Raw genomic sequence first — 23325 nt, forward strand, 5'->3', positions numbered from 1 at the left:
GCCGCGCGGACCTTCGCGCCCTCGCCTTCGGGCCGGCGACCGCGGCGGGGAGGCGAATGGTGCGCCGAACCGACGACACCGGTTTCCTTCTCTGGGAGGAGGAGCCCCGGACCGCCCCGTTCGATGATGGGGGTTCCGCCCACGGTGACGAAGGGGCTCCCATGGCCGATTCCCTGGAGGCGGCGCGGCACGCGCGCACCGGTCCCGCCCGTGCCGGCCGGATATGGCCGGCCGGTGGCGTCGCGGTCTTCGCCGCCGCGCTGCTCGCCCTCGTGCTGACCGGACACACCGAGGTCGAACGTTCCGCCGACGAGTACGGCGCGTAACCGCTGTGGACCCTGCTCGGACCGGTCGCCGTTGGACTGCTGCTGGTCCGGTCGGTGCCGCCGCGGGTCCCCGACCTCGATCCCGCTCTCCGCCTCGGCCTGCACGGCCGTCCGGTCGGTCGCGAGGCGCTCGGCCTGCTGGCCTGTTCGGCGCTGTTCGTGGCGGCGCAGGCGTCGGCCGGCCTGGTGCTCGGCGACGAGGAGGCGTCACTGGTCTATCCGTTGACCAAGGTCGTGTTCCTGCTGGTCGTGCCGCTCGTCCTGATGCGCCTGTGGCGGCCCGACCGTCGTCTCGCCCCCGGGCCGACAGCCCTGGGCGCGCGTCCGGGACGGGGGTGGCGCTGGGGCGGTCTGGTCGCGGTGGTGGTCTACCTGTGGGCGACCGTCTTCTCCCCGTGGGCGCCCGCTCCGCCCACCGCCGAACAGCTGCCGCCCTACGCGGTCACGGTCGTGGTCATGACGGTCACCTTCCTCACCGCGAGCGTGCTGGAGGAGTTCTTCTACCGGCTGTGGTTGCAGAGCCGGCTGGAGGTCCTGTTCGGGCGGTGGGCCGGGATCGTGCTGTCCGCGCTGGTGTTCGCGTCGATGCACGTCGTCAGCCATGGCGCCATCGGCCACCTGGGCCTCGACCTCGCCGTCGTGGTGACCGTCCAGGGGACGGCGGGCCTGCTTTTCGGCTACCTGTGGAGCCGTTACCGCAACCTGTGGCTGCTGATCCTGCTGCACGGCGGTACGAACGCGCTCGGCCTGGTCCCGTTCCTGCTGGGGGCCGCCTGACCTGCGGCGGGGCGTCCCGCCGTGGTTGTGGACGGCCGTCCAGGGCAGAGGGCCCATGCCCAGTGCCGCCCATTTCCGATGGACCGGAAAAGAAATCGCGACATTCCACATTCATTCTCCTACTGAATGTTCCGATCGGGGCAAACTGGGACCCTGAACTGGGAGGATGCCGGTGGACATGGCGCGACGGGCGGTGTTGTGGGCGGGAATCGCCCTGTTCGCCGTCGCCTTGGTCGCGACGGCCACCATGGAGATCACCGCGGTCGAGGGATCCCTCATCGAGGAGGGGCCATCCCCGTTCTGGGTGACCTGGATTCCGATGGGCGCGGGCATTCTCCTGCTGCGCATGCTCACCCCATCGCGGCGTCACCAGGCGCTGGACCGGCGTGTCCAGGACACCCTCAAGCCCCATCCCATCGTCCGGGAGACCGCGCTCCTCGGCCTGTGCCTGGCGGGCTTCCTCCTGGGGCTGGCCATCATGTCCTACGTGTTCGGTCTGGTGAGCGAGGGCTTTCCCTGGCTGGCCGCCCCCGCGGTGCGCTTCATCTTCCTGCTCCTCTTACCGGTGCTGCTGGTGGACCGCGCCGGCATGATCAGGTCCGAGCAGGGCGACACCATGGCGGGCATCGCGATGCGGATCGACGAGCCGTGGCGCTGGAGCGGCGCCGTCGCCGTGGCCGGTGTCCTCGCCCTCATCCTGGCCGGCCAGTGGGACGGTTTCCTCCCGTTCTCCCTGGAGTGGCTGATCACCCTGTTCGGCATCCTGTTCGCGGTCGCCCTCCCGGAGGAGATCTTCTACCGGGGCATGTTGCAGAGCCGGCTGGAATGCCTGTTCGGACGGCACGGTGGGATCGTCCTCGCCGCGGCCGTGTTCGGACTGGTCTACGCGCTGATGGGCGGTTACGAGGACGTCGCGCGCGGGGACCCCTGGACCCTCGGCGCGAGCAACCTCCTGCTGTCGCTGGCCACCTTCGGGGTGTCCTCGCTGATGTACGGCTACCTGTGGTCGCGCTACCGCAACATCTGGCTCAACATCCTCCTACGGGCCGGTGTGATCACCCTGATCACGGGTCCCGCCGTGTCGATCCTGGAGTGAGGGGGCGCGGATGCTCTCGATCGCCGCCCAACGCCGGGTGCTCGTCGCGGGCGCCGCGGTCTACGTCGCCTCGGCCGTCCTGCTCTACGCCACGGGTAACACCCGGATCCGCCCGGGCGAGGAGTACGCCCGGGGGGAGCTGTGGTCCCTGTGGATTCCGGTCGTCGCCGGGATGGTGTGCGTGCGGCTCTTCCCCTGGCGGACTCCCGCCGACGACTTCGAGGAACGGCTGCGCACCGCGCTCAAAGGGCACTCGCTGGGGCGCGAGGTGATGGTGCTGTTCGCCTGCATCCTCGGTTTCGCCGTGGGCGAGCGGGTGCTCCAGATCGTGTTCGGGCTGATCAGCCCCTCCCTCGTCGACCTCTCCTATCACACGGCCAAGGTCTTCTTCCTGCTGTTCGTTCCGGTGATGCTGGTCGGGTCATCGGGGGTGCTGCGCAGGGCGACGGGGCCGGACCTGCCCCGGCTCGCGCTGTGGGTGCCGCAGGGGTGGCGCTGGGGTGGGCTGTTCGCGGTCGCCGCCTACCTCTACTTCGCGGTCTTCCCGCCCTGGACCGCGCCCGTGCCGACCTACGACCGGCTCCCCGACGACTACCAGCCGTTGCTGTCGGTGCTGCTCACCTTCGCGACGGTGTCGCTGCTGGAAGAGGCGTTCTACCGGGTGATGCTGCAGTCCCGGCTGGCGCTGCTGTACGGGCGCTGGCCGGGGATCGTGCTCACGTCGTTGATCTACGCGGTCTCCAGCGCCATCGGGCTCGGCGTCGACACCAACCCGCTGGTCCTCGTCGCGATGGTGGTCTCGGTGCAGGGCGCCGCCGGGCTGATGTACGGCTACCTGTGGTCGCGCTACCACAACCTGTGGTTGAACTTCCTGCTGCACACCGGTGTCAACGCCGTCGCACTGCTCCCGTTCCTCGGCTGGACGGGGTCGGTGTAGCGACCTTCAGGTGAGGGGTCGCCCGGCGTGGCGCCTTGCCGTCGGTCGATAGGGCGTTCCGGATTGCTCAAAACTCCTGGGGAACGGGTATGGACCACTCGGGTCCGTAACGGGGCGGAAACCGTCCCTTCCGGCGTCGTTCATGGTGATGGGGGAGTCTGCGAGCTGTGAGTGTGGAACCGGTTCCCATGGCCCGGGGCGGAGAGAACCTCCCCGCTGATCGCTTCCTGGATCGGGAGGAGGGCTGGCTCCGCTTCAACCAGCGTGTCCTCGAACTCGCCGAGGACACCGACATCCCGTTGCTCGAACGTGTCCGCTTCCTCGCGATCTTCTCCAGTAACCTCGACGAGTTCTTCATGGTGCGCGTCGCCGGGCTGAAACGGCGCATGGCCACCGGTGTCGCGGTCGTCTCGCCCAGCGGCCACCCTCCCCAGGCCCTCCTGGAGCGCATCGCCGAGGTCACCCACGAGCTGGTGGTGCGCCAGGCCGACTGCTTCCGCGGCTCCGTGGCCCCGGCCCTGGCCAAGTCGGGGATCGCCATCGTGCGCTGGGAGGAGCTGGAGGAGCACGAGCGGCGCCGCATGCACCGTTTCTTCCGGGACTCGATCTATCCGGTCCTCACCCCCTTCACCGTCGATCCGGCCCACCCGTTCCCCTACATCTCCGGGCGGTCGCTCAACCTCGCGGTGACCGTCCGCGACCCGCACACGGGCCGCCGCGCCTTCGCCCGGATCAAGGTCCCCTCGGTGCTCCCCCGGTTCCTCGAAGCCTGCTCCGAGCGGTTCGTCCCCGTCGAGGACGTGATCGCCGCGCACCTGCCCCAACTGTTCGAGGGCATGGAGGTGCTGGAGCACCACGCCTTCCGGGTCACCCGCAACGCCGACCTGGAGGTCGACGAGGACGAGACCGACGACCTGGTGCAGTCGTTGGAGAACGAGCTGCTGCGCCGCAGGTTCGGCCCCCTGGTCCGGCTGGAGGTCGAGGAGACGATCTCCGATTCGGTGCTGGAGATCCTGCGCGAGGAGCTGGGCGCCGAAGAGGAGGAGGTCTACTGCGTGCCGGGGCCGTTGAACCTGGCCGGCCTCCACCAGATCGCCGACCTCGACCGGCCCGAGCTGTCCTACCCGCCGATGGTCCCGGCCGAGCCGCGGGCACTGGCCCAGGAGGACTTCTTCGCCGCGATCCGCGAACGCGACCTCCTCGTCCACCACCCCTACGAGTCGTTCGCGACGACCACCGAACGCTTCCTCGCGCTGGCCGCCGCCGATCCCGACGTCCTCGCCATCAAGCAGACGCTGTACCGCACGAGCGGGGACTCCCCGATCGTCGAGGCGCTGATCGAGGCGGCTCGGGCGGGGAAAGAGGTCGTCGCGCTCGTCGAGATCCGGGCGCGCTTCGACGAGCGCAACAACATCGAGTGGGCGCGCAAGCTGGAGGACGCCGGCTGTCACGTCGTCTACGGGGTGGTGGGGCTGAAGACCCACTGCAAGCTCGCCCTGGTCGTCCGCCAGGACAACGACGGCGTGCTACGCCGCTACTGTCATGTGGGGACCGGAAACTACAACCCGCGTACCGCTCGCACCTACGAGGACTTCGGCCTGTTCAGCGCCGACCCCAAGCTCGGCGAGGACCTGAGCGACCTGTTCAACCACCTCACGGGCTTCTCCCGCAAGAAGCACTACCGGCGGCTGCTCGTCGCCCCCGACGCGCTGCGTGAGAGCCTGACCCGGCGGATCCGGCACGAGATGGCCAACCAGATCAAGGGCGAGCCCGCACGCATCCGCATCAAGGTCAACTCCCTGGTCGACGAGGAGCTCATCGACGTGCTGTACGAGGCGTCGCGCGTGGGCGTCCCCATCGACCTGTGGGTGCGGGGAAGCTGCGTGCTGCGTCCGGGCGTGCCCGGCCTGTCCGAGACCGTGCGGGTCCGCAGTGTCCTCGGCCGCTTCCTGGAGCACTCCCGTGTCTTCGTCTTCGAGAACGGCGGGGACCCGGAGGTGTGGATCGGCAGTGCCGACCTGATGCCGCGCAACCTCGACCGCCGGGTCGAGGCCCTGGTCCGGGTCATCGACTCCGGGCAGCGGACACGGCTGGTCGGGATGATGGATCTCGCGATGGCCGACACCACCTCGACGTGGCACATGAACCCCGACGGAAGCTGGACCCGGCACACCCTCGGCGCCTCGGGGGTGCCCCTGCTGGACCTTCAGAACACGTTGCGCCGCGACCGCCATCTCCGGGTCGTCGATGGGTGATCCGCGCGGGTCCGCCGTGGCGGGGACGGCTTCGCGCCCGTCGCCCGCGCGCGAGGTCGGCGCGGTTCTGTGGCGTCCGGGCGCGGCCGAACGCGAGGTGGCGCTCGTGCGCCGTCCCGGTCGCGGCGGATGGGCGCTGCCGCGCGGCGCGTCCGGCCGGCACGAGCACCCGCTCACCGCCGTGGCGCGGGTGCTCGCCGAGCAGGCCGGGGTCCGGCCGGTCCTGGGGCCGAGGCTGTCCCCCGCCGTCTCGCTGGGGCGGTCCGCTCCGGTCAGGTGGTGGTCGGCTGCGGCGCCGCCCGCCCGCCCCACCGTCGTCGGGCGCGGCGGCGAGGCCGTCTGGACGCCGTTGACCGCGGCCCGCGACCGGGTGACGGCGGCGGAGCGGGAGGTCCTCGCCGACCTCGCGGCCCGGCCCAGCGCGACCGTCCCCGTCATCCTGCTCCGACACGCCTCGGCCGGCGACAAGCGCGCCTGGGACGGCGACGACCTCAGGCGTCCCCTGGACGACACCGGCCGGGACGACGCGCGGAGGCTGGCCGAGGTGCTGGAGACCTTCGGCGCGCCGCCCGTCGTCACCTCGACCGCGTCGCGCTGCGTCGAGACGGTCCGGCCCTACCAGGCCCGTACCGCCGCGACGGTCCGGGGCGAGCCGGCGTTCACGGTGGGAACGGGCGATGCCCGCGACCCGTTCGACCGCGCCGCGGCCCGCGCCGCCTTCGCGGCGCTCCTCGCGCGGCGCACCCCCGTGCTGGTCTGCACGCACGGCGAGCTGGTTCCCGACCTGGTGGCCGAGGCGACGGCCGGTACCACCCCGCCCGCCGATCCCGAACTCGCGAAGGGGGCGTTCTGGGTGGTGCACCTTCCGGCGGCGGGAGGAGGGCTCGCCGGACTCGAACGGTACGGTCCCCGGGAGTGACGGGGCGTGGGGGCGCTCGGGATCGCCGTCGATAGAGTGGCGACGAGCCGGGCCCGGCCCGCGGTCCCGGACGCACCGACCGGAGAACGTGCAGACATGGCCAGACACCAGGTTTCGCGGAGCATCGTGGTCGATGCCCCGGCGGAGAAGATCTTCGACCTCCTCGCCGACCCCCGACAGCACCCCCGTTTCGACGGTTCGGGCAGTGTGCAGGGCGTGGTGCACGGCCCGCAACGGCTCGCCCTCGACGACACGTTCGGGATGGAGATGCGGCTCGGGCTCCCCTACCGCATGACCAACCGCGTGGTGGAGTTCGAGGAGGGGCGGCTCATCGCCTGGCGGCACGCGGGACCGCACCGTTGGCGTTGGCGGCTGGAGCCGCTGGAGGAGGGCGGCACGCTGGTGACCGAGACCTTCGACTACTCCTACGCCGGCGCCTTCGTCTACCAGCTGATCGGCGCTCCGGCGCGCAACGCGCGCGGGATCGAACGGACCCTTCCGCGTCTCAAGCGCCTCGTCGAGGGCGACTAGGGTGCGGTGACCAGGATGTTCGGGTGTGCGGTCGGCGGGTCTTGACGGCGTGACACGTCGTGAGATCCCGGACGGGGTGTGGGCGCTGTTCCGGAGCTGTTGACACCGGTGTCACAGGGGCGCTCACGCCCGTGGACGGACCACCGTCTCGCGGGCGAGGGCATTGCGGGGAAACACCGCACCGGCGCTCCGTGGCGGGAGGATCCCGAGCGGCTCGGAAAGCGAGCCCCGATCCGCGAGCGCTTCCCCGCTGGGCCGGGAACGGCACGTGGGAGAAGCTGTCGGCCGAGGTGGGGAAGCGGTCCGACGCGGCCGGCACGCTCGACGGGGTGGTGCCGATCGACCCGAGGGTCGCGCGTGCGTCAGCGCGGCGCGACCCTCGCCCGTGACACAGGGCGGATCGCGCGGATCCACGGGAAAGAGCCGCCTGATCACGTGATCGGTCGCTCTCGTGGTGGACTGACGGACAGGGCCCATCCCGTCCGTGACGGGCACGACCGTCCACTGAGCCGGGGCATCACCGGAGGGAACGTCAATGACGCCACGATGGTGAGCGCCACGCTCGGCCAGGTTCGCGTGTCCTGCGCCGTCGGCAGGCCGAGGTCACGGTCGGGGCGTGGCCTCGTGGACGAGGGCCACCCCTCAAAGGGGAATCGCGCCCGGCCTCGTCAGCCCGGGGACCGCCGCGACGGTCCCCGGGCGGGACAACCAGACCGCCCGCCGCTGAACAGGTCCGGCAGACCGATCGGCTTCGGTGACGAGCAGCGGGAACGTTACCGCGGTCGCGGCGTCGTCCAGTGCTGCCTCGGCAGGCAAGGCCCGGGGGCGAGGTGAGACCGGACAGGAGCGCCCGCGTCCACAGCTCAGTGATCACCCTCGCCGCCACGCTGATCTGTATCCGACCTCCGTGGCCGGCTCACCTGGACGGCTTCGCCGACGCCCTGACAGCGCCGGTAGGACCTCAATCGATTTCGTTCTCGGGATCTCGGTCCGTTCCCGCGCGCGGTCGGGCCGAACTGAGCCGGGCCTGGTACTGACGAGTCTCTTCGATGAGCCCGTCCAACGCCTTGACCGCCCCGTCGAGCCGTGCGCGCGCTTGAACGAGCCGAGCCCGCTCACGCTTCATGACATACAACGAGCCGCGAGCGGCCTCCAGCGTCGGCCGCATGGTCATGCACGGCAGCATCTCCGAGATGACTCTGCTCGAGATCCCAGCCGCGAAGAACGCCTGGATGAGGCCCACCCGCCGCACGGCGTCCTCGTCGAAGCGCCTCTGGCCGCTGGCGGCACGCGTGCTCTCCAGGAGGCCTTGCTCCTCGTAGTACCGCAGCGACCGCCGGCTCACGCCCGTCCGGGCGGACAGCTCACCGATCCGCATCTCTTCTCGATCCGGACTTGCCCCTCACATCAATGTCACCTTTTAGCGTAGCGGGCGGCAGCACGTCCCCCGGAGGAGAAGACCCGTGATCAAGCTCGCCTACATGATCAACCGCGTGCCCGGCATGAGCGTCGAGGAGTTCGTCACCCACCACCGCGACCACCACGCCCCGCTCTTCACCTCGATCCCCGAGGCGGCCCGGTACGTGAGGAGGTACACCGTCAGTCACCCGGTCCCGGCCGAAGGCTACCCGGCTCCGGCGTACGACGGGCTCACCGAGATCTGGTTCGACACCTGGGCGGACCACGACGCCTTCTTCTCGTCCGAGAACTACAGGTCGAAAGTGAATCCCGATGAGGCCACGTTCATCGACATGGATTCGGTCGCCGTGATGGTCACCGAGGAGACCGTCGTCCTCTAGTCGCCATGAGGCGAGCCCGGGGCCCTTCATGCGCGTCGTGAGGGCCCCGGCGCTTGCCGCCCGTACGCGTACCGGGCGACACCACCAGGGCTACAGGGGCTGCGGATCGCGTACCGCATACTTCCTCGGGCCTGCGCCTTCACCGCGCGAACGCGGTCCCCGGATCGGTGTCGCTCTTCGCGGTGCTTGGCCTGTCGGCGGGCTCGAGCCCATCGAGTACGACGCGAAGGAGCGCGTGAGCCCGTGGACTGTCGGCCGTGACCCCGGCGGATCGCACCGCACTCGCGAGCGCGCAGACGAGCAGTATCGCCCCGGCGGCGTCGATGTCCGCGCGTAAGGTCCCCCGGAGCCGAGCGTGGTCCATGATCTCCTGGAGCTGATCGGTCAGGGAGGCGCGTAGCGCAGCCGTCCGTTCGAGCACGGGTGAAGCCCGCGCGGTCACTTTCTGGAACAGCGTGTCTTCGACCATCAGTTCGAAGAGCGCTGTCAGCACGGGCTCGATCCGGGGGGGTTGCGACTCGTGTAGCACTGACGCGAGGTCGTCGAACTTCTCCCAGACGAGAGCTTCCTCAAGCTCGTCCACGGTCGCGAAATGCCGATAGACGGTCGCCACGCCCACCCCCGCGGCTTTGGCGACGGCGTTCAGGGCCGGCGCGTCGCCGCGCGTCACGAGGGACCGAGCCGCGTCGAGGATCCGGCCCCGGTTGCGTGCTGCGTCGCTGCGGAGTCCATCCATGCGTCCATGCTACAAGCGGATACTATATCCGAACGGATAACTTATCCGCTTCGGATCGTTCTCGTTGAAGGGACCTCTCATGTCCGAGTCCTCCCGCCCGCTTGCTGTCGTCACCGGAGCGAGCTCCGGCATCGGCGAGCAGTACGCCCGGCGGTACGCGCGCGAGGGGTATGCCCTCATCCTCGTCGCACGCTCCGGGAAGAGGCTCGAAGCCATCCGCGAGGAGCTGGGTCGCCTGCATGACACCGAAGCCCAGGCCCTGGTCGCCGATCTCTCCACGCCTGAGGGGGTCTCACGGGTCGCGGACGCCATTGCCGGGGACCTTCCCCGGCTCGACCACCTTGTCAACTGCGCCGGCGTCGCCTACGAGGGCGACCTCGTTCGGGCGAGCCGGGATGAGCTGCGTCAGATGATCGATCTCAACGTCACCGCGCTCACCGAGCTGACCCGCGCGGCGGTCGTCCGCATGCGCGAGCAGCGGAGCGGGACGATCGTCAACGTCGCCGCCGCTGCCGCGTACCAGCCGATGCCGCACCTTGCCGCTTACGCCGCGTCCAAGTCCTATGTTCTGAGCTTTACCGAGGCGGTCTCGGAGGAGAACCGTGAGTACGGCGTGCGCGTCATCGCTGTCTCGCCCAGTGGAACGGATACTCCCATGAACCCTGGAGCGGGAAGAGGCAAACGCATGCCTGAACAGGTGGTCGACACCACCTGGCGCGCGCTTCCCGGCCGGGCGCCATCTGTTGTGGACGGTTTCGCGAACTCCGTCCTCGCGCAGCTCTCCTCGCGGCTCTTTCCCAAGCGTTTCGGTCTCCGAGTGGCTGAGAGGATGATGCGCGACAGGGCGTGAGTACGCGAATGAGCCGTGGCCTCTCCGGCCGGTCTCACCGGATGCGCTCGCCCGACGTACCCGTGGAGCAAGGCCGGGGGGTACGCCCTCGGGACGTTGGCGACCTGGCCGGAGAACGCCGGTGGCGGCCCGAGCGGGTCGCCGAACCCGTTGCCGTATCGCCGTGAGGCGGGGAGCAGGGGGCTGCTGAACGAACTGACGTTCGCGCGGATCAAGGGATTGCCGCGGATCGCGGAGTCTCGTCACCGGAACCCCGGTCTCGGCCTCACAGGGGGTTCAGCGGCTCACCACGCTCGGAAACGGCGTCGTGCCCCGCAGGCCTCTGCTGCGCTCAGATCGCTGCTCGGGTTCTGACTCCGGACGGCTGGGTGACACCGTCGAGGCTGGAGACGGTGGCGAGCAGCCGCATCCGGTCCTCGTTGCCGGACTGCGGTGCGAAGACGATCATGTTCGCCCCGGGCGCGCCTGAGAGTGGGTAGGCATCCCATTCGACGGCGATCTCGCCGATGCGGGGGTGCCTGACCGTCTTCGCTCCGTGGACGCTGTCTCGAACGTCGTGCCTGGCCCAGAGACGCCGGAACTCGGCGCTTCGGATGCTGAGCTCCCCGACGATCGCGATGGCCCGGGGATGGTCCGGGTCGAGAGCGACGGCGGCGCGCAGCATGCCGATGTAGTCCAGCGCCATCGTCTCCCAGCCCGCGCAGCGGAGCCGGGTCTCGTCGTCGCGGAACAGCGCGATGAGCACGTTGCGCTGACCCGGTGGGAGCTGGAGCGGGTCGCCCAGGAGTTCGGCGGCGAGCTCGTTCCACGCGAGGACGTCGAGGTGGCGGCTCACCGCGAACGCGGGCAACGCAAGGGAGGCGATCAGCAGCCTGGCGTTCTCGGGCACGCGCTCTTGCGTGCGCCGGCGAGGGGGTGATGGCCTGCGAGTGGCTCGGGCGAGCGCCATCAGGTGGCGGCGCTCGACCTCGTCGAAGTCGAGCGCGTCTGCGATCGAGTCGAGCACCGCGTCCGAAGGACGCACGTTCCTGCCCTGTTCCAGACGCTGGTAGTAGTCAGTGCTCAATCCGGCCAGCGCTGCGACCTCCTCACGCCGAAGCCCTTCGACCCTCCGCCGCGGTCCAGGCTCCAGCCCGAGCTCCTCGGGGCGCGTCTGCTCTCGGCGCGAGCGCAGGAACGCGCCGAGCTCACGCGCGGCGGTCCGTTCTGTAGCCATGTATCCAGTCTGCCCTGGGGCCAGCGTCGATGGTGGTTCTGCCAGACCCAGGATGGCAGGGACGCTCGAGGTTCGGTGGCGGCTTCCTAGCGTGGGAGGCATGACTGCGTGGAGTACATCCGAGATCCCCGACCAGAGGGGCCGAACCGCAATCGTGACCGGGGCCAACTCCGGCCTCGGGTTGGTCACCGCCACCGAGCTATCGCGGCACGGCGCTCGCGTGGTCCTGGCCGTGCGGAACACCGAAGCGGGCGAGAACGCGGCGAGGACGATCCGGTCGACCGTCCCACGTGCCGACGTGACCGTGCGCGCGCTCGACCTCGCCTCCCTCGACTCCGTCCGCGGCTTCGCCGAGCGTGTTGCCGGCGACCTGGACCGGGTCGACCTGCTCGTCAACAACGCCGGCGTGGTGATCCTCGGTCCGCGCCGCATCACGGCGGACGGGTTCGAGCTGCACTTGGGAACGAACCAGCTCGGTCACTTCGCTCTCACCGGGCTGCTGCTTCCGCTCCTGGAGCGCGGCCGCGAGTCGCGGGTCGTGTCCCTCAGCTCGATCTCCCATAAGCCCGCCCACCTCGATTTCGAGGACCTCATGTTCGAACGGCGCTGGGACGCCTCCGCGGCCTACGGGGCGTCGAAGCTCGCCACCACGGCGTTCGGGATCGAGCTCGACCGTCGCCTGCGCGCCGCCGGGTCCCCGGTCATCAGCGTGCTCGCCCACCCTGGGGTTTCCCGTTCCAACCTCGTCCCCCGGGCATGGGCCGAGCGCGGTTGGGTCGGGCGGATCGCCACCAGCCTCTTCCTGACCCTCTCGACCCAGCCCACGGAACAGGGCGCCCTCCCTCAGCTCCGCGCCGCCACCGCGTCGGACGTCCAGGGCGGTCAGTTCTTCGGGCCGGGCGGCCGGAACGAACGCCGCGGTGACCCGGTCGAGGTCAAGGCCTCCACCGAAGCACTCGACCCCCTCGTCGGACAGCGGCTCTGGGCCGTGTCGGAGGCGCTCACGGGCGTCTCCTACCTCTAGGTCGTTGACGGGGTTGGCCGAACCGGTGGCGAACATGGCGAAGGGCGCCCATGACCAGTGAAGACTGGTCTGGACGCCCTTCCTGCCGCACTCCAGGTCCATCTGGACGACCACGTCCCGCCCTCGCCCCCAAGGCAGGAGAACGCGGCCCGCCCGGCTGCTCAACGGCGCCGAACTCGTCCACGTGGCCCTCGTCCAGGTCCTGCTGGGCTGCGAGGCTCCGAAGGCCGGTGGCTGCGTGCCGCCCCGGCCGGGAACGGACACCTGTCTCCCGCCTGCCGGACCGGTCGGGGGACGACCGCCACCTGCGCGAGGCGGCGCCGGCCCTGCTCGCCGCCTCCCAGTGGCCGGCCCGGCTCGTTTCCGTGTGGCAGGAGTCCCCTGTGGTCGGTGGACGCCACCCCGGTGCGTTGCTGGGCCTCCCGCGCCACCGTCAACCGATCGGAGCCGGGCGAGATCGCCGGCTACGGGACGGACACCTCCCACCACGCCTTCTCGCCCATGCCGACACCGCTGCCGAGGAGCTGGACGGACGCAGGAAGGCCCTGCACCTGCTCCGCGTCGGTCGATGCGCTGCGGGGCCGTGCGCGGTCGTGTGCGACAAGGGCGTCGCCGGGACCGGGATCGAGAAGGCCGCCCGTGTTCTGGCGCATGTGCCGATCCGCCTGGCCCGTGCTGATGAGCCCGGCCCCAAGGCGTTTCCCGGTTGGCCGCGCCAGCGTGTCGAGGCGGTCACCTGGACAGGGAAGAACCAACTCGGCCTGGAGCGCCACGCCGCCCGTGGCAATGAGGGCGGCCGGTGGGCGCGTACCTGCCGGCGCATCTGCGCGCTCAACACCGTGACCTGGCACACCGGGTCATCGACGCCCCGGTCAAGCGATCACTCATCTCCTACGACCACTGACCGGCACACCGAACCTCCGTCAACGCTCCAGGCGCCACGGTTCACTGCCAGGTGCGGCGGAGACGGTGGCGGCCCCGGTGCCGAGGTCGATGACCTCGGCACCGGGGCCGTTGCGCGCTGGGGGCCGGGCTCATGGGCGTGACGTCGGTGCGAGCCGTCTTTCAGGGATCGATGGCCGCGTGCGGCGGCGTCGCGGACGTCACCGGGGAGTTTCCGCCGGTACCCCGGGGCAGGGTGTCTCAGGAGTGGCTGTGCTCGTGGTCGTGGTCGTGGCCGTAACCGTGGTGGCCCTTGTCCTTGCCCTTCTCCTTGTCCTTGCCCTTGTCCTCTTCCTTGCCGTGACCGTGGTGGCCCTTGTCCTTGTTCTTGTCCTTGTCCTTCTTGTCGTCTTCCTTGCCCTTGTCCTTGTCGTAGCCGTGGTGGCCCTTGTCCTTGCCCTTCTCCTTGTCCTTGCCCTTGTCCTCTTCCTTGCCGTGACCGTGGTGGCCCTTGTCCTTGTCCTCCTCCTTGTCCTTCTCCTCGCAGTAGCCCTTCTTCCGCTCTTCCTCGGCCTTCGCGCAGTAACCGTCGGAGGTGTGGGCGCCCTCCGCGGCGAAAGCGGGCGCGCCGCCCAGGAGGCCGAAGGAGGCGCCGGCGACGGCGGTGAGCAGAGCGGACGCGACGATGCGCTGCAGGGACATGCTGTTCCTCTCGCTGTGTAACTGAATTGTTGCGGAGAGTGATCACTCGCGGGAAGCGTACCCCAGCCCTCCCGTGATCAGAAGCGCATCGACACGCGGTTCTATGGCCGGTCTTTTACGGTGAAAAGTGGACTGGTGGGCGATTCAGGCTTGATATGCCGCGATCTCCATCGCCTTGACCCCCGCCCAGATCCGGTCACCGACCCCCAGACCCAGTTCGGCCAGGGCCGCCGGGGTGACGTCGGCGCTCAAGGGGAGATCGCCGTCGAGGTGCACCCGGACCTGGTCGCCGAAACGCTCGACGCCGTCGATCCGCGCCGGCCAGGCGTTACGCGGCGAACCGCCAGGACGCTCCCGATACAGGGCCACCGCGCGCGGAGCAAAGGCGACGAACACGTCGCCGTACCGCCTTTCGGCGATCGTCACCTCGACCGGCCCTCCGTCGGCCACCCGCACCTCCACCCGCGTTCCCGAGGCGACACCCCGATACAGGTTCAGCCCGACCAGCCGGGCCACATAAGCGGTACGCGGACGCCGGGCGATGTCGGCGGGCCGGCCCTGCTGCACGACCGCGCCGTTCTCGATGACCGTCACCCGGTCGGCCAGCACCATCGCGTCCAGCGGATCGTGCGTGACGAGAACGGTCGCGCCGTCGAAGTCCGCCAGGTCCCCGCGCAGGCGGGAGCGGACCGCTACACGGGTGTGCGCGTCCAACGCGGCCAGCGGCTCGTCCAAGAGCAGGAGCCGCGGCCGTGCCGCCAGCGCGCGGGCCAACGCCACCCGTTGCGCCTGACCGCCCGACAGCTCGCGCGGCCGGAGCCGGGCCTGGTCGGACAGCCCGAACCGGTCGAGCAGGTCGGCCGCCAACGCGCGTGCGCGGGCCCGGCCCACCCCCTGACAGCGCGGCCCGAACGCGACGTTGTCCAACGCGCTCATGTGGCCGAACAGCAGGTAGTCCTGGAAGACCATGCCGATCGGCCGGTGCTCGGTCGGGGTGGTGGTCAGGTCCGTCCCCTCCACGGTGACGTGCCCCGACGACAGGGGGACCAGCCCGGCCAGGGCCCGCAGCGCCGTGGACTTGCCCGCGCCGTTGGGGCCCAGCAGGGCCACCACCTCCCCCGGGTCCGCCTCCAGCCCGGCGTCCAGGCGGAAACCCGCGCGCTCCACGACCAGGCGGGCCGACAGGGCGGCGTCGGGCCTCACGGCGTGCCCACCCAGCGGTCGCGCAACCCGATCAGGATCGCCAGCGACACCACCAGCAGGACCAGGCTGAGCACGACCGCGCCCTCGGGGCTCTGCTGCATCGCCAGGTAGACCGCGAGGGGCATGGTCTGGGTGCGGCCCGGGAAGTTGCCGGCGAACATGATCGTCGCCCCGAACTCGCCGAGCGCCCGCGACCAGCACAGCACGGCGCCCGCCAGCACGCCCGGCCCGACCATCGGCAGGGTCACCCGCCGAAAGATCGTCGCGCGCGACGCGCCCAATGTCGCCGCCGCCTCCTCGTAGCGCCGATCCGCGCCGCGCAACGCCCCCTCGACGCTGATGACCAGGAACGGCATGGCGACGAACAGCTGCGCCACCACGACCGCCGCCGTGGTGAAGGGCAGGGAGTAGCCCGTCCACTCGTAGAGGGGACGGCCGACGACGCCGTTGCGGCCGAGGGCGAGCAGCAGCGCCACACCGCCCACCACCGGAGGAATGACCAGGGGGACCGTCACCAAGGCGCGCACGATCCCCCGCCCGGGAAACTCGGTCCGCGCCAGCAGCCAGGCCAAGGGCACCCCCAGCACCAGCGCGATCGCCGTCGTCACGGTCGCCGTCCCCAACGACAGCAGCAGGGCGTCGCGGACCTCGGGCATCAGCAGGCGCGTGCCGAGCGTGGACCACGGGGTGCGCGCCAGCAGCCCCAGGAACGGCAGGATCAGGAACGCGAACCCCAGCGCCGCCGGTACCGCCAGGAGCCAGGGGAAGCGCCGTCGGGCCGCCGGCCGCCCCCGGCGCGGCGGTCCGGACGTCGGGCCCGTCCCGGTCACGGTGCCTGGAACCCCGCGTCGAGGAGGACCGCGCGCCCTTCGTCGGAGGTCACCAGCCCCACCCACGCCTCGGCGAGGTCGGCCTGGGCGGACTCGGCCACGACCGCGATCGGGTAGTCGTTGACGGCGGACCGCGCTTCGGGGAAGGAGATCCCCTCGACCGCGTCGCCGGCCTCCCGCACGTCGGTCCGGTACACCAGTGCCGCGTCCACCTCGTTCAGGCGGACCTTGGTCAACGCCGCCTTGACGTCCTGTTCCAGGGTGACCGGGTCGACCTGCACCCCGGCCTCCTCCAGGGCGGTGCGCGCCGCGGTGCCGCAGGGCACCTCCTCCGCGCAGAGGGCGACCTTCACGTCCGCGCGCGCCAGGTCGTCCAGGTCCTCGATCCGGGCGGGGTTGCCCGCGGGGACGGCGATCTCCATGACGTTACGGGCGAAGACCTCCGGTTCTCCCGCGATGGCGCCGGTCTCGACGGCGCGCCGCATGGTGGACGTGTTCGCGGAGGCGAACACGTCGGCGGGCGCCCCCGCGGCGATCTGCGCGGCCAGGTCGGAGCTGCCGGCGAAGTTGAACTCGACGCGGGTGCCGGCGTGGCCGTCCTCGAACCGTTCGGCCAGTTCCTCGAAGGAGCCGGTCAACGACGCCGCCGCGAACACCGTCAGCGTGCGCTCGGCGGAGGCGTCCGTTGAGGTGGCGCCGTCCGCGCCCTCCTCGACCGGGGCGCAGGCCGCCACCACGGACAGCAGGAGGGCGGCGGCGAGCGCCGCGCGGCGGCCAGGGGCGGGGGAGCCGGAGCGGTCAGGCATGGCGCGCTCCCGAGGACGAGCCGGTTTCCACGATGACGGCGGTCGACTTGACGATCGCGGTGGCCGGGGCCCCCACCTCCAACCCCAACTCGTCGGCCGCCTCACGGCTCATGAGCGACACCACCCGGTGAGGGCCGGCCTGGATCTCCACGTGCGCCATGACCCCGTCCCGGCGCACGTCCGTCACCAGACCGCGGAAGCGGTTGCGCGCGGAGGAGGAGCGCCGGGCCGGATCCTCGTCCGCGCCCTCACGCATGAAGGCGGCCAGGGCGGCGCCGTCGACGAGCCGGTGCCCGTGTTCGTCGCGCACGGCGGACAGGCGCCCGGAGTCCACCCAGCGGCGGACCGTGTCACCGCTCACGCCGACGAGTTCGGCGACCTCGCTGATACGGAAATTCGGCACGAGGCAAACGTATCCCTCGCAGATGCCTATGGAAAGGGGGAAAAGCCCTCGCGTGTGCCCAGGGCGTCCCCGTGACGCGGACGGGCACCGGCTCCCAGCGAACGCCGCACGTCACGCCATGTCACCTCGGGGTCGTGCCAGCACTACTCCGCCTCCACGTGGTCGTGTCATCGCCGTCCTTCCACCGAAGACCTAACGTGGAGGAGGATCGGAGGGAGGACGGGGCGCATGGCGACCACGCGACCGGTGACGGCCATGACGTGGCTGAAACCGGTGTTCGACGGGATCACGGCGCACCGGTCCCCCCGCGAGCGGCTCGTCGCGGTGCTGCACCTGCTCACCTCGCTGGCGCTGTCCCTGCTCTACCTGTTTCCCGCGCTGCTGCTCCTGGTCGGCGCCGACATGTTCTCCCGCGAGCTGTTCGCCCCGCCCGGCGGAGAGTGGCGCTGGGGGATCCTGGCCAACATCCTCATGTTGTGGGGCGGGGTCCTGGCCCCCGCCGCCACTCTGCTGGCCCGGATCAACCGCTGGATCCAGCGGGTCCGCCTGGGCGACACGCCGCTTCCCGTCGTCACCGAGCCCCTCTCGCCCACGCCGGTCGCCCCCTGGCGATGGCTGGTCCTCCTCTACGGCCGCGAGGCGTGGTCGTGCGTCCTGCACAGCACCGTCATCGGCGCCTACGGGCTGGCCGCGGGGGCGCTCGCGCTCGGCCTGGCCGCCTACGGGACCGGCGCGACGCTGGGCGCCCTCATGGGCGTCGGCTACGCGGTGGTGTACGACTCCCTGGCGACGGCCCTCGGCGACCCCCTGATCACCGGCCCGCTCGCCGTCCTCGTCGTCGGCCCGGCGGCCGCGTTCGTCGGCGTGCGGGTCGCCCCGGCGCTGGTGGACCTGGAGAACCTGGTCGTCCGCAGTCCGCTCTTCGACGCCCCCGAGGCGCGGGTGCGCCGCCGCCTGCTCCAGCTGCGCGACAGCCGGCTGCGGATGGTCGACGCCGCCGAAGCCGAACGCCGCCGCATCGAACGCGACCTCCACGACGGCGCCCAGCAACGGCTGCTCGCCGTCACCATGACGCTGACCCGGGCGCGGGCCAAGTTCGACCGCGACCCCGACCAGGCGCGGGCCCTGGTCGAAGAGGCGCGCCAGGAGACCAAGGCCGTCATGGCCGAACTGCGCGAGGTCGCGCGCGGCCTGCACCCCAGGGTCCTCACCGACCACGGGCTGGAGGCCGCCCTGCCCGTGGCCGCCGGGCGCTGCCCGATCCCGGTGCGGGTCGAGGTCGATCTGCCCACCCGCCCCTCGGCGCGCGCCGAGGGGGTCGCCTACTACGTCGCCTGTGAGGCGCTCACCAACGTCGCCAAGCACGCGGACGCGTCCACGATCACGGTCCGCGCCGAGCGCGTGCGCCGGCGCGCCGGCGACCTGCTGCGGCTCACCGTCACCGACGACGGGCGGGGCGGCGCCGACCCCGACCGCGGGACCGGGCTGCACGGCCTGTGGGACCGGGTCGACGCGGTCGACGGCGCGCTGAGCGTCGACAGCCCCGAGGGCGGAGGGACCGTCCTCACCGCCGACATCCCCTGGGAGGCATAGACGTGCGCGTCATCGTCGCGGAGGACTCCGTGCTGCTGCGCAGCGGCATGGTCAAGCTCCTGGAGGACGAGGGGATCGAGGTCGTCACCGCCGTGGGGGACGCCGAGGAACTGCTCGCCGCCGTCGAGCGGCACCCCGACGTGGACCTGTGCATCGTCGACATCCGGATGCCCCCCACCTACTCCGAGGAGGGCATGCACGCCGCGGTCCGCATCCGCCGCGAGCATCCCGGGGTGGCGGTGGTGATGCTCTCCCAGCACGTGGTCGAACGCTACGCCGCCGAACTACTGGGCGGCGGCTCCGGCCGGATCGGCTACCTGCTCAAGGACAGGGTCGCCGACATCGAGGAGTTCGTCGTGACCCTGCGCCGCGTCGCCTCGGGAGGCGCGGCCATCGACCCGGAGGTGGTGGCACAGCTGCTCAGCCGTAACCGGGACAGCGCCCTCGACCGGCTCAGCCCGCGCGAGGGCGAGGTGCTGGCCGCGATGGCCGAGGGACTCAACAACGCCGGCGTCGCGGCCCGGCTCTTCGTCTCGGAGCGCGCCGTCGAGAAACACATCAGGGCCATCTTCACCAAACTCGACCTGGGCCACGACGACCACGAGCACCGCCGCGTACTGGCGGTCCTGCAATACCTGCGCGGGGGCGCCCCGCACGACCCAGATTCCGCGCCCGCCGGCCCCGGGGGCGCGTTCCCGACGGACCCGAGGCAGGGGAGACCATGACGTTCACCGGTCGGGGGCTGTACGCCTCCTCCAGCAAGGAACCACGCGGGCGCAGGAGCGGCTGGCTGTTCATCGGCGCGGTCGTCGGCGTCGTGGCGCTGATCGTCGCCGCGGCCAGCGTCCTGTCCTCCTTCTCCACCAACCACGCCGAGCGCGTCGACTCCTTCGACGGGGCCGCGCGGGTGGTCATCCAGAACCGGACCAACGGCGACGTGGAGATCACCGGAACCAGCGGCGACCAGGTCGTCGTCGGGCGGGAGGCCCGCGAGTCGCCCGTCACCGAGGTCGCGGAGCGGGTCGGCATGGAGGGCGACGAGGTGCGGGCCACCGCGAACTGCGACGGGTGGCAGATGTTCGGGGGCTGCGCCGTCGACTACTCCGTCGAGGTGCCCGAGGGCGTCGAGGTGGTGGTGGAGAGCGAGACCGGCGACGTCGAGGTCGAGGGGGTCGCCGCCAACATCACCGTCACCGCCGGAACCGGCGAGGTCGAGCTGTCCGGTGTCGAGGGCGACCTGGATCTGCGGACCACCACTGGCGAGATCAGCGCCGAGGGCCGTGGCGAGGTGGTCCGCGCCACGAGCACGACCGGTGACATCGACCTGGAGGATTTCACCGCCACCACCGCCGAGGTGCGCGCCACGACCGGCAACATCGACGCGCCCGGCGGCTTCACCACCCTCACCGTCGCGGCCACGACCGGGGAGGTCCACGTCGGCACGGCGTCGCCCTTCGAGCGGATCTCGGTTCAGACCACGACCGGTGACGTCATGGTCCAGGTGCCCGCGGGCGAGTACGACGTCATCGGCGACTCCGGGACCGGTGACCGCGACATCCACGTGCGCGTGGACCGCAACGCGGAGCAGGTGATCGACGCCTCCACGAGCACCGGGTCGGTCACCGTCGAGACCGACTGACGCCTGTTCCCCGTCCCCGTCCGGCGCGCCGGACGGGGACGGGGACGAACGCGCCGTTGCCTTTCGGGGCCGGCCTAGGCGGCCGGTCCGCGGTCCCGTCCCGGTGGGGGCGGCGCGCGCCGGGCCGGGCCGCGTCGCGGCCCCGGCCGGGCGGACGCCTCTTCCGGCCGGGGGAAGGCCGTCCCCACTCGCCCCGGTTCGCCGACCACCTCGCGCAGGTCGGCGTCGAGCCGACGGGTGAGACCGCGCCGGTCCAGCAGTTCCAGCAGGGGGACGGCGACCCGGCGCGACGTCGCCAGGGCGCGGCGGGCGGCGCTCACGGTGAACGGCTGCGGGAGGCGGGACAGTTCGGCGTGCGCCTGCTCGACGGCCCCGGGCAGCAGGACGACCCCCTCGGCGACGCGCATCAACCGTCCGGCCCGCACCGACGCCGCGATCTCGCGGGGACCCAACCCGAGCTCGGCCAACCGGGGCGTGTCGGGCGCCGCGAAGGGGGCGCGGCGCAGGTCGCGGGCGAGCCGTTCCAGGCTCCCGCGCACCCGGGGCGGCAGGTCCCCCACGGCGTCGGGGGACAGCACCCGGCCCTCGCGCACCTCCAGCCCGCACTCCCGGGCCAGGAGCGTCACCAGACGCGGGGCGGGCAGCCCCAGCTCGCGCCGCACCTGTTCGACGGGCGGCCCCGGCTCCAGGGGGCGGTGCCCCCGCCAGGCCGCGACCACGGACCCCAGACGCGACCGCAGCCGCGCCCACGCCTCGGGGGCGACGTGGAAGCCGGCGCGCACCTCGCCCAGCGCGGGCAACCCCAGCACCCGGGGCTCGCCGACCGGGACGAACCCCGACCGGAGCAGCCGGGAGCGCGCGGCCTCGCGCGCGCCACCCGCCACGATCGCCGCCAGCTCGGCGGCGCGCCGGGCCGGGGCGCCACGGTGGCGCAACGGCGGCGGGTCGACGTCCAGCACCCGGACCCCGGCCACGATCCGGTGCGCGCCCGGGTCGCGCAGGAGAGCGGTGTCGCCGAAGCGCAGTGGCAGCGGCCGGGCCAACCGCAGCCGTGCCCACGCCGCGCCCAGGGGGCGCGTCTCCACCGGGACCGCCGCCGACCCCACGTGCAGCATCGCCTGCCGGGGCGGGGGCGCCTCCGCAGCGCCGCGCAGCTCCACGTCGATAGCGTCGGTCAACCGCCAGACCCCCGGGGAGAGCAGGGCGTCGCCCCGCCGCACGCGGGACCGTTCGACGCCGCGCAGGTTCAACGCGACCCGGGCCACCGCCCTTTGCTCGGCGACGGCCTCGCCCAGCGACTCCACCGCGCGGACCCGGACCTGCTCGCCGGTGGAGGAGAGCAGCAGCGTGTCACCCGCGCGCACCGTCCCGGCGCCCAGCGTGCCGGTGACCACGGTCCCCGAGCCGCCGACGGTGAACGACCGGTCCACCCACAGTCGCACGTCCGCGTCCGGATCGGCGGGGGGAAGCCGCCCCACCAGCGCGTCCACGCCGGCGCGCAGCTCGGCCATCCCCTCGCCGGTGACCCCGCTGACCACGACGGAGGGGATCTCGCCCAGCGTCGTCGCCGCGATCCGCTCCAGCGCCACGCGGCGCGCGGGAGTGGGGTCGGCGAGGTCGGCCCGGGTCACCACGAGCAGTCCGTGCCCCACCCCCAGCGCGTCGAGCGCGGCCAGGTGCTCGGCGGACTGCGGCATCCACCCGCCGTCCGCGGCGACCACGAACAGGACGGCGGGGACCGGCCCCAGGCCCGCGAGCGTGTTCGGGACGAACCGCTCGTGCCCGGGCACGTCCACGAACGCGACCCGGCGTCCCGACGGCAGCCGGGTCCAGGCGAACCCGAGGTCGATGGTCAGACCCCGTTCGCGTTCGGCCCGCCAGCGGTCCGGTTCCATTCCGGTCAGGGCGCGGACCAGCGTGGACTTGCCGTGGTCGACGTGGCCCGCGGTCGCGACGACGTGCATCGGCCCCCCTCGGGTCGCCCCCTCAGAGGGGGACGGGGCGTGTCCGCACGTCCTGGCGCCAGACGTGCACGAGGACGCTGTTACCCACCGCGAGCGCGCCGAACACACCGGCCAGAACGGGTTCGCCGATGGCGGCCAGGCCGGCGGTGGCACCGCCGAACACGAGGAGTTCGATGAGGAGCCGTCCCGGCAGCGGCAGGAACATCTCGGCGCCCGGAGCGACGAACATGGCCCAGGCGACGGCGGCCATCAAGGGGGTGGCCATGGCCAGCCCGACCTTGCCGGGGATGCCGTCGCCGGCCTCGAACCCCCAGAAGGCGAGGGCGACCATGGCGCACAGCTCCAGGGTGAAACGCAACGTGGAGTTGAGCGCGCGCGCCACCACCCGGGACGGCCGGAGCCGTTGGGGCTGGTCGGCCGGCGCGGTGACGGCCGCGGTGGGGGTGGTACGCCCGCACAGGTCCAGGCCGCTCCCGGCCCGGGTGAGCCTTCGCGGGCCGGCCGGGTGGGGGAGGTGGCCGCGGGACAGCCGGCAACGGGGGGCGTGGTCGTGGCCGCGGGGAAGGCGACGGTGACCGGCGTGCGGGGCCGTCGCGAGGGGGTGGGGGGTGCGGGCGGCGGCGCGGTGGGGGAGGCCGCCGTGCCGGGAGCACCAGGGCAGTCGCTGGTCGGGCAGGCGCGAACCGTGGACGAAGTTGCGGCTCACGCGGCCCACGCTCCCAGCGTGGTCGAAGGGAGGAGGGACCGGGAGGCGCCGGGGGGCGCGGTGATGAGGGTCATCGCGGGTCCGTGGGGTCGGGTCGGGGGCGGAAGGGACGAGGACCGTGGACAGCGGAC

General features: G+C 71.9%; 23 protein-coding genes and 1 pseudogene. 14 read left to right on the forward strand and 10 right to left on the reverse strand.

Annotation, left to right across the window (positions count from 1 at the left end; all coding sequences use genetic code 11):
- The first annotated feature begins 161 nt into the window (after positions 1-161).
- From ACYVHU_RS06260 to ACYVHU_RS06290, 7 genes are all read left to right on the forward strand, one after another.
- The gene (locus ACYVHU_RS06260; RefSeq protein WP_498947777.1) at positions 162-326 is read left to right on the forward strand and encodes a hypothetical protein; all 165 of its coding nucleotides are present in this window, start codon (positions 162-164) and stop codon (positions 324-326) included.
- A 54-nt stretch (positions 327-380) separates the two neighbouring features.
- Positions 381-1103 carry a CPBP family intramembrane glutamic endopeptidase gene (locus ACYVHU_RS06265; protein ID WP_498947778.1) on the forward strand — a complete coding sequence of 241 codons (723 nt, stop codon included), beginning with the start codon at positions 381-383 and terminating at the stop codon, positions 1101-1103.
- A 178-nt stretch (positions 1104-1281) separates the two neighbouring features.
- Positions 1282-2199, forward strand: coding sequence for a CPBP family intramembrane glutamic endopeptidase (locus ACYVHU_RS06270; RefSeq protein WP_159457308.1), 918 nt, complete (start codon positions 1282-1284; stop codon positions 2197-2199).
- A gap of 10 nt (positions 2200-2209) precedes the next feature.
- Positions 2210-3136 (forward strand): CPBP family intramembrane glutamic endopeptidase, encoded by a 927-nt coding sequence (locus ACYVHU_RS06275; RefSeq protein WP_078763924.1) that lies wholly within the window; start codon positions 2210-2212, stop codon positions 3134-3136.
- A gap of 188 nt (positions 3137-3324) precedes the next feature.
- Complete coding sequence (locus tag ACYVHU_RS06280) at positions 3325-5391, forward strand: RNA degradosome polyphosphate kinase (protein WP_432938348.1); 2067 nt, start codon at positions 3325-3327, stop codon at positions 5389-5391.
- 106 nt (positions 5392-5497) lie between these two features.
- Positions 5498-6310, forward strand: a complete 813-nt coding sequence (locus ACYVHU_RS06285; protein WP_159457307.1) for a histidine phosphatase family protein — start codon at positions 5498-5500, stop codon at positions 6308-6310.
- A gap of 96 nt (positions 6311-6406) precedes the next feature.
- Positions 6407-6841 (forward strand): SRPBCC family protein, encoded by a 435-nt coding sequence (locus ACYVHU_RS06290; RefSeq protein WP_078763921.1) that lies wholly within the window; start codon positions 6407-6409, stop codon positions 6839-6841.
- Between the two features lie 961 nt (positions 6842-7802).
- On the opposite strand, the gene ACYVHU_RS06295 is transcribed toward ACYVHU_RS06290, so the two are convergent.
- Positions 7803-8219, reverse strand: a complete 417-nt coding sequence (locus ACYVHU_RS06295; RefSeq protein WP_498947780.1) for a MerR family transcriptional regulator — start codon at positions 8217-8219, stop codon at positions 7803-7805.
- A gap of 85 nt (positions 8220-8304) precedes the next feature.
- On the opposite strand from ACYVHU_RS06295, the gene ACYVHU_RS06300 reads away from it, so the two are divergent.
- On the forward strand, positions 8305-8640 hold the full coding sequence (locus ACYVHU_RS06300; RefSeq protein ID WP_498947782.1) for an EthD domain-containing protein: 336 nt from the start codon (positions 8305-8307) through the stop codon (positions 8638-8640).
- Positions 8641-8779: 139 nt separating this feature from the next.
- Here the strand turns inward: ACYVHU_RS06300 and ACYVHU_RS06305 are convergent, their stop codons facing one another.
- A complete protein-coding gene (locus ACYVHU_RS06305; RefSeq protein ID WP_498947783.1) occupies positions 8780-9376 on the reverse strand; it encodes a TetR/AcrR family transcriptional regulator in 597 nt (198 codons plus the stop codon).
- Positions 9377-9455: 79 nt separating this feature from the next.
- Between ACYVHU_RS06305 and ACYVHU_RS06310 the strand changes: the two genes are divergently transcribed.
- Positions 9456-10226, forward strand: coding sequence for an SDR family NAD(P)-dependent oxidoreductase (locus ACYVHU_RS06310; RefSeq protein ID WP_498947784.1), 771 nt, complete (start codon positions 9456-9458; stop codon positions 10224-10226).
- Between the two features lie 331 nt (positions 10227-10557).
- On the opposite strand, the gene ACYVHU_RS06315 is transcribed toward ACYVHU_RS06310, so the two are convergent.
- Entirely contained in the window at positions 10558-11442 is an 885-nt protein-coding gene (locus ACYVHU_RS06315; protein ID WP_498947785.1) for a helix-turn-helix transcriptional regulator, read from the reverse strand.
- 100 nt (positions 11443-11542) lie between these two features.
- Between ACYVHU_RS06315 and ACYVHU_RS06320 the strand changes: the two genes are divergently transcribed.
- The gene (locus ACYVHU_RS06320; protein ID WP_498947787.1) at positions 11543-12466 is read left to right on the forward strand and encodes an oxidoreductase; all 924 of its coding nucleotides are present in this window, start codon (positions 11543-11545) and stop codon (positions 12464-12466) included.
- Positions 12467-12523: 57 nt separating this feature from the next.
- Positions 12524-13370: pseudogene (locus tag ACYVHU_RS06325) on the forward strand (IS982 family transposase).
- Positions 13371-13609: 239 nt separating this feature from the next.
- Here ACYVHU_RS06325 and ACYVHU_RS06330 read toward each other — a convergent pair.
- The 5 genes from ACYVHU_RS06330 to ACYVHU_RS06350 form a co-directional block, all read right to left on the reverse strand.
- Positions 13610-14050, reverse strand: a complete 441-nt coding sequence (locus ACYVHU_RS06330) for a hypothetical protein (RefSeq protein WP_498947789.1) — start codon at positions 14048-14050, stop codon at positions 13610-13612.
- Between the two features lie 144 nt (positions 14051-14194).
- The gene (locus tag ACYVHU_RS06335; protein WP_235001183.1) at positions 14195-15253 is read right to left on the reverse strand and encodes an ABC transporter ATP-binding protein; all 1059 of its coding nucleotides are present in this window, start codon (positions 15251-15253) and stop codon (positions 14195-14197) included.
- On the reverse strand, positions 15250-16083 hold the full coding sequence (locus ACYVHU_RS06340) for an ABC transporter permease (protein ID WP_078763920.1): 834 nt from the start codon (positions 16081-16083) through the stop codon (positions 15250-15252). The genes ACYVHU_RS06335 and ACYVHU_RS06340 overlap by 4 nt, the downstream gene beginning before the upstream one ends.
- Positions 16080-16889 carry a molybdate ABC transporter substrate-binding protein gene (gene modA / locus ACYVHU_RS06345; protein ID WP_078763919.1) on the reverse strand — a complete coding sequence of 270 codons (810 nt, stop codon included), beginning with the start codon at positions 16887-16889 and terminating at the stop codon, positions 16080-16082. Before modA ends, ACYVHU_RS06340 begins: the two co-directional genes overlap by 4 nt.
- Complete coding sequence (locus ACYVHU_RS06350; protein ID WP_078763918.1) at positions 16882-17292, reverse strand: TOBE domain-containing protein; 411 nt, start codon at positions 17290-17292, stop codon at positions 16882-16884. Before ACYVHU_RS06350 ends, modA begins: the two co-directional genes overlap by 8 nt.
- Before the next feature lie 228 nt (positions 17293-17520).
- Between ACYVHU_RS06350 and ACYVHU_RS06355 the strand changes: the two genes are divergently transcribed.
- From ACYVHU_RS06355 to ACYVHU_RS06365, 3 genes are read left to right on the forward strand one after another with little or no spacing between them, the layout of a single operon-like run.
- Positions 17521-18885 (forward strand): sensor histidine kinase, encoded by a 1365-nt coding sequence (locus ACYVHU_RS06355; protein WP_432938361.1) that lies wholly within the window; start codon positions 17521-17523, stop codon positions 18883-18885.
- 2 nt (positions 18886-18887) lie between these two features.
- Positions 18888-19610, forward strand: a complete 723-nt coding sequence (locus ACYVHU_RS06360; protein ID WP_078763916.1) for a response regulator transcription factor — start codon at positions 18888-18890, stop codon at positions 19608-19610.
- Complete coding sequence (locus ACYVHU_RS06365; RefSeq protein WP_078763915.1) at positions 19607-20524, forward strand: DUF4097 family beta strand repeat-containing protein; 918 nt, start codon at positions 19607-19609, stop codon at positions 20522-20524. The genes ACYVHU_RS06360 and ACYVHU_RS06365 overlap by 4 nt, the downstream gene beginning before the upstream one ends.
- Positions 20525-20598: 74 nt before the next feature.
- Here the strand turns inward: ACYVHU_RS06365 and selB are convergent, their stop codons facing one another.
- Both selB and ACYVHU_RS06375 read right to left on the reverse strand, forming a co-directional pair.
- On the reverse strand, positions 20599-22488 hold the full coding sequence (selB, locus tag ACYVHU_RS06370; RefSeq protein ID WP_498947793.1) for a selenocysteine-specific translation elongation factor: 1890 nt from the start codon (positions 22486-22488) through the stop codon (positions 20599-20601).
- Between the two features lie 22 nt (positions 22489-22510).
- A complete protein-coding gene (locus ACYVHU_RS06375; RefSeq protein ID WP_078763913.1) occupies positions 22511-23194 on the reverse strand; it encodes a YrdB family protein in 684 nt (227 codons plus the stop codon).
- Positions 23195-23325: the final 131 nt, after the last annotated feature.

The organism is Marinactinospora endophytica (genome assembly GCF_054780875.1).

Bases quoted from the DNA above. Each gene is read 5' to 3' on its own strand.
- ACYVHU_RS06260 (WP_498947777.1), top strand. From the start codon at position 162: ATGGCCGATTCCCTGGAGGCGGCGCGGCACGCGCGCACCGGTCCCGCC.
- ACYVHU_RS06270 (WP_159457308.1), top strand. From the start codon at position 1,282: ATGGCGCGACGGGCGGTGTTGTGGGCGGGAATCGCCCTGTTCGCCGTC.
- ACYVHU_RS06275 (WP_078763924.1), top strand. From the start codon at position 2,210: ATGCTCTCGATCGCCGCCCAACGCCGGGTGCTCGTCGCGGGCGCCGCG.
- ACYVHU_RS06280 (WP_432938348.1), top strand. From the start codon at position 3,325: ATGGCCCGGGGCGGAGAGAACCTCCCCGCTGATCGCTTCCTGGATCGG.
- ACYVHU_RS06290 (WP_078763921.1), top strand. From the start codon at position 6,407: ATGGCCAGACACCAGGTTTCGCGGAGCATCGTGGTCGATGCCCCGGCG.
- ACYVHU_RS06295 (WP_498947780.1), bottom strand. From the start codon at position 8,219: ATGCGGATCGGTGAGCTGTCCGCCCGGACGGGCGTGAGCCGGCGGTCG.
- ACYVHU_RS06305 (WP_498947783.1), bottom strand. From the start codon at position 9,376: ATGGATGGACTCCGCAGCGACGCAGCACGCAACCGGGGCCGGATCCTC.
- ACYVHU_RS06310 (WP_498947784.1), top strand. From the start codon at position 9,456: ATGTCCGAGTCCTCCCGCCCGCTTGCTGTCGTCACCGGAGCGAGCTCC.
- ACYVHU_RS06315 (WP_498947785.1), bottom strand. From the start codon at position 11,442: ATGGCTACAGAACGGACCGCCGCGCGTGAGCTCGGCGCGTTCCTGCGC.
- ACYVHU_RS06320 (WP_498947787.1), top strand. From the start codon at position 11,543: ATGACTGCGTGGAGTACATCCGAGATCCCCGACCAGAGGGGCCGAACC.
- ACYVHU_RS06330 (WP_498947789.1), bottom strand. From the start codon at position 14,050: ATGTCCCTGCAGCGCATCGTCGCGTCCGCTCTGCTCACCGCCGTCGCC.
- modA (WP_078763919.1), bottom strand. From the start codon at position 16,889: ATGCCTGACCGCTCCGGCTCCCCCGCCCCTGGCCGCCGCGCGGCGCTC.
- ACYVHU_RS06355 (WP_432938361.1), top strand. From the start codon at position 17,521: ATGGCGACCACGCGACCGGTGACGGCCATGACGTGGCTGAAACCGGTG.
- ACYVHU_RS06365 (WP_078763915.1), top strand. From the start codon at position 19,607: ATGACGTTCACCGGTCGGGGGCTGTACGCCTCCTCCAGCAAGGAACCA.
- selB (WP_498947793.1), bottom strand. From the start codon at position 22,488: ATGCACGTCGTCGCGACCGCGGGCCACGTCGACCACGGCAAGTCCACG.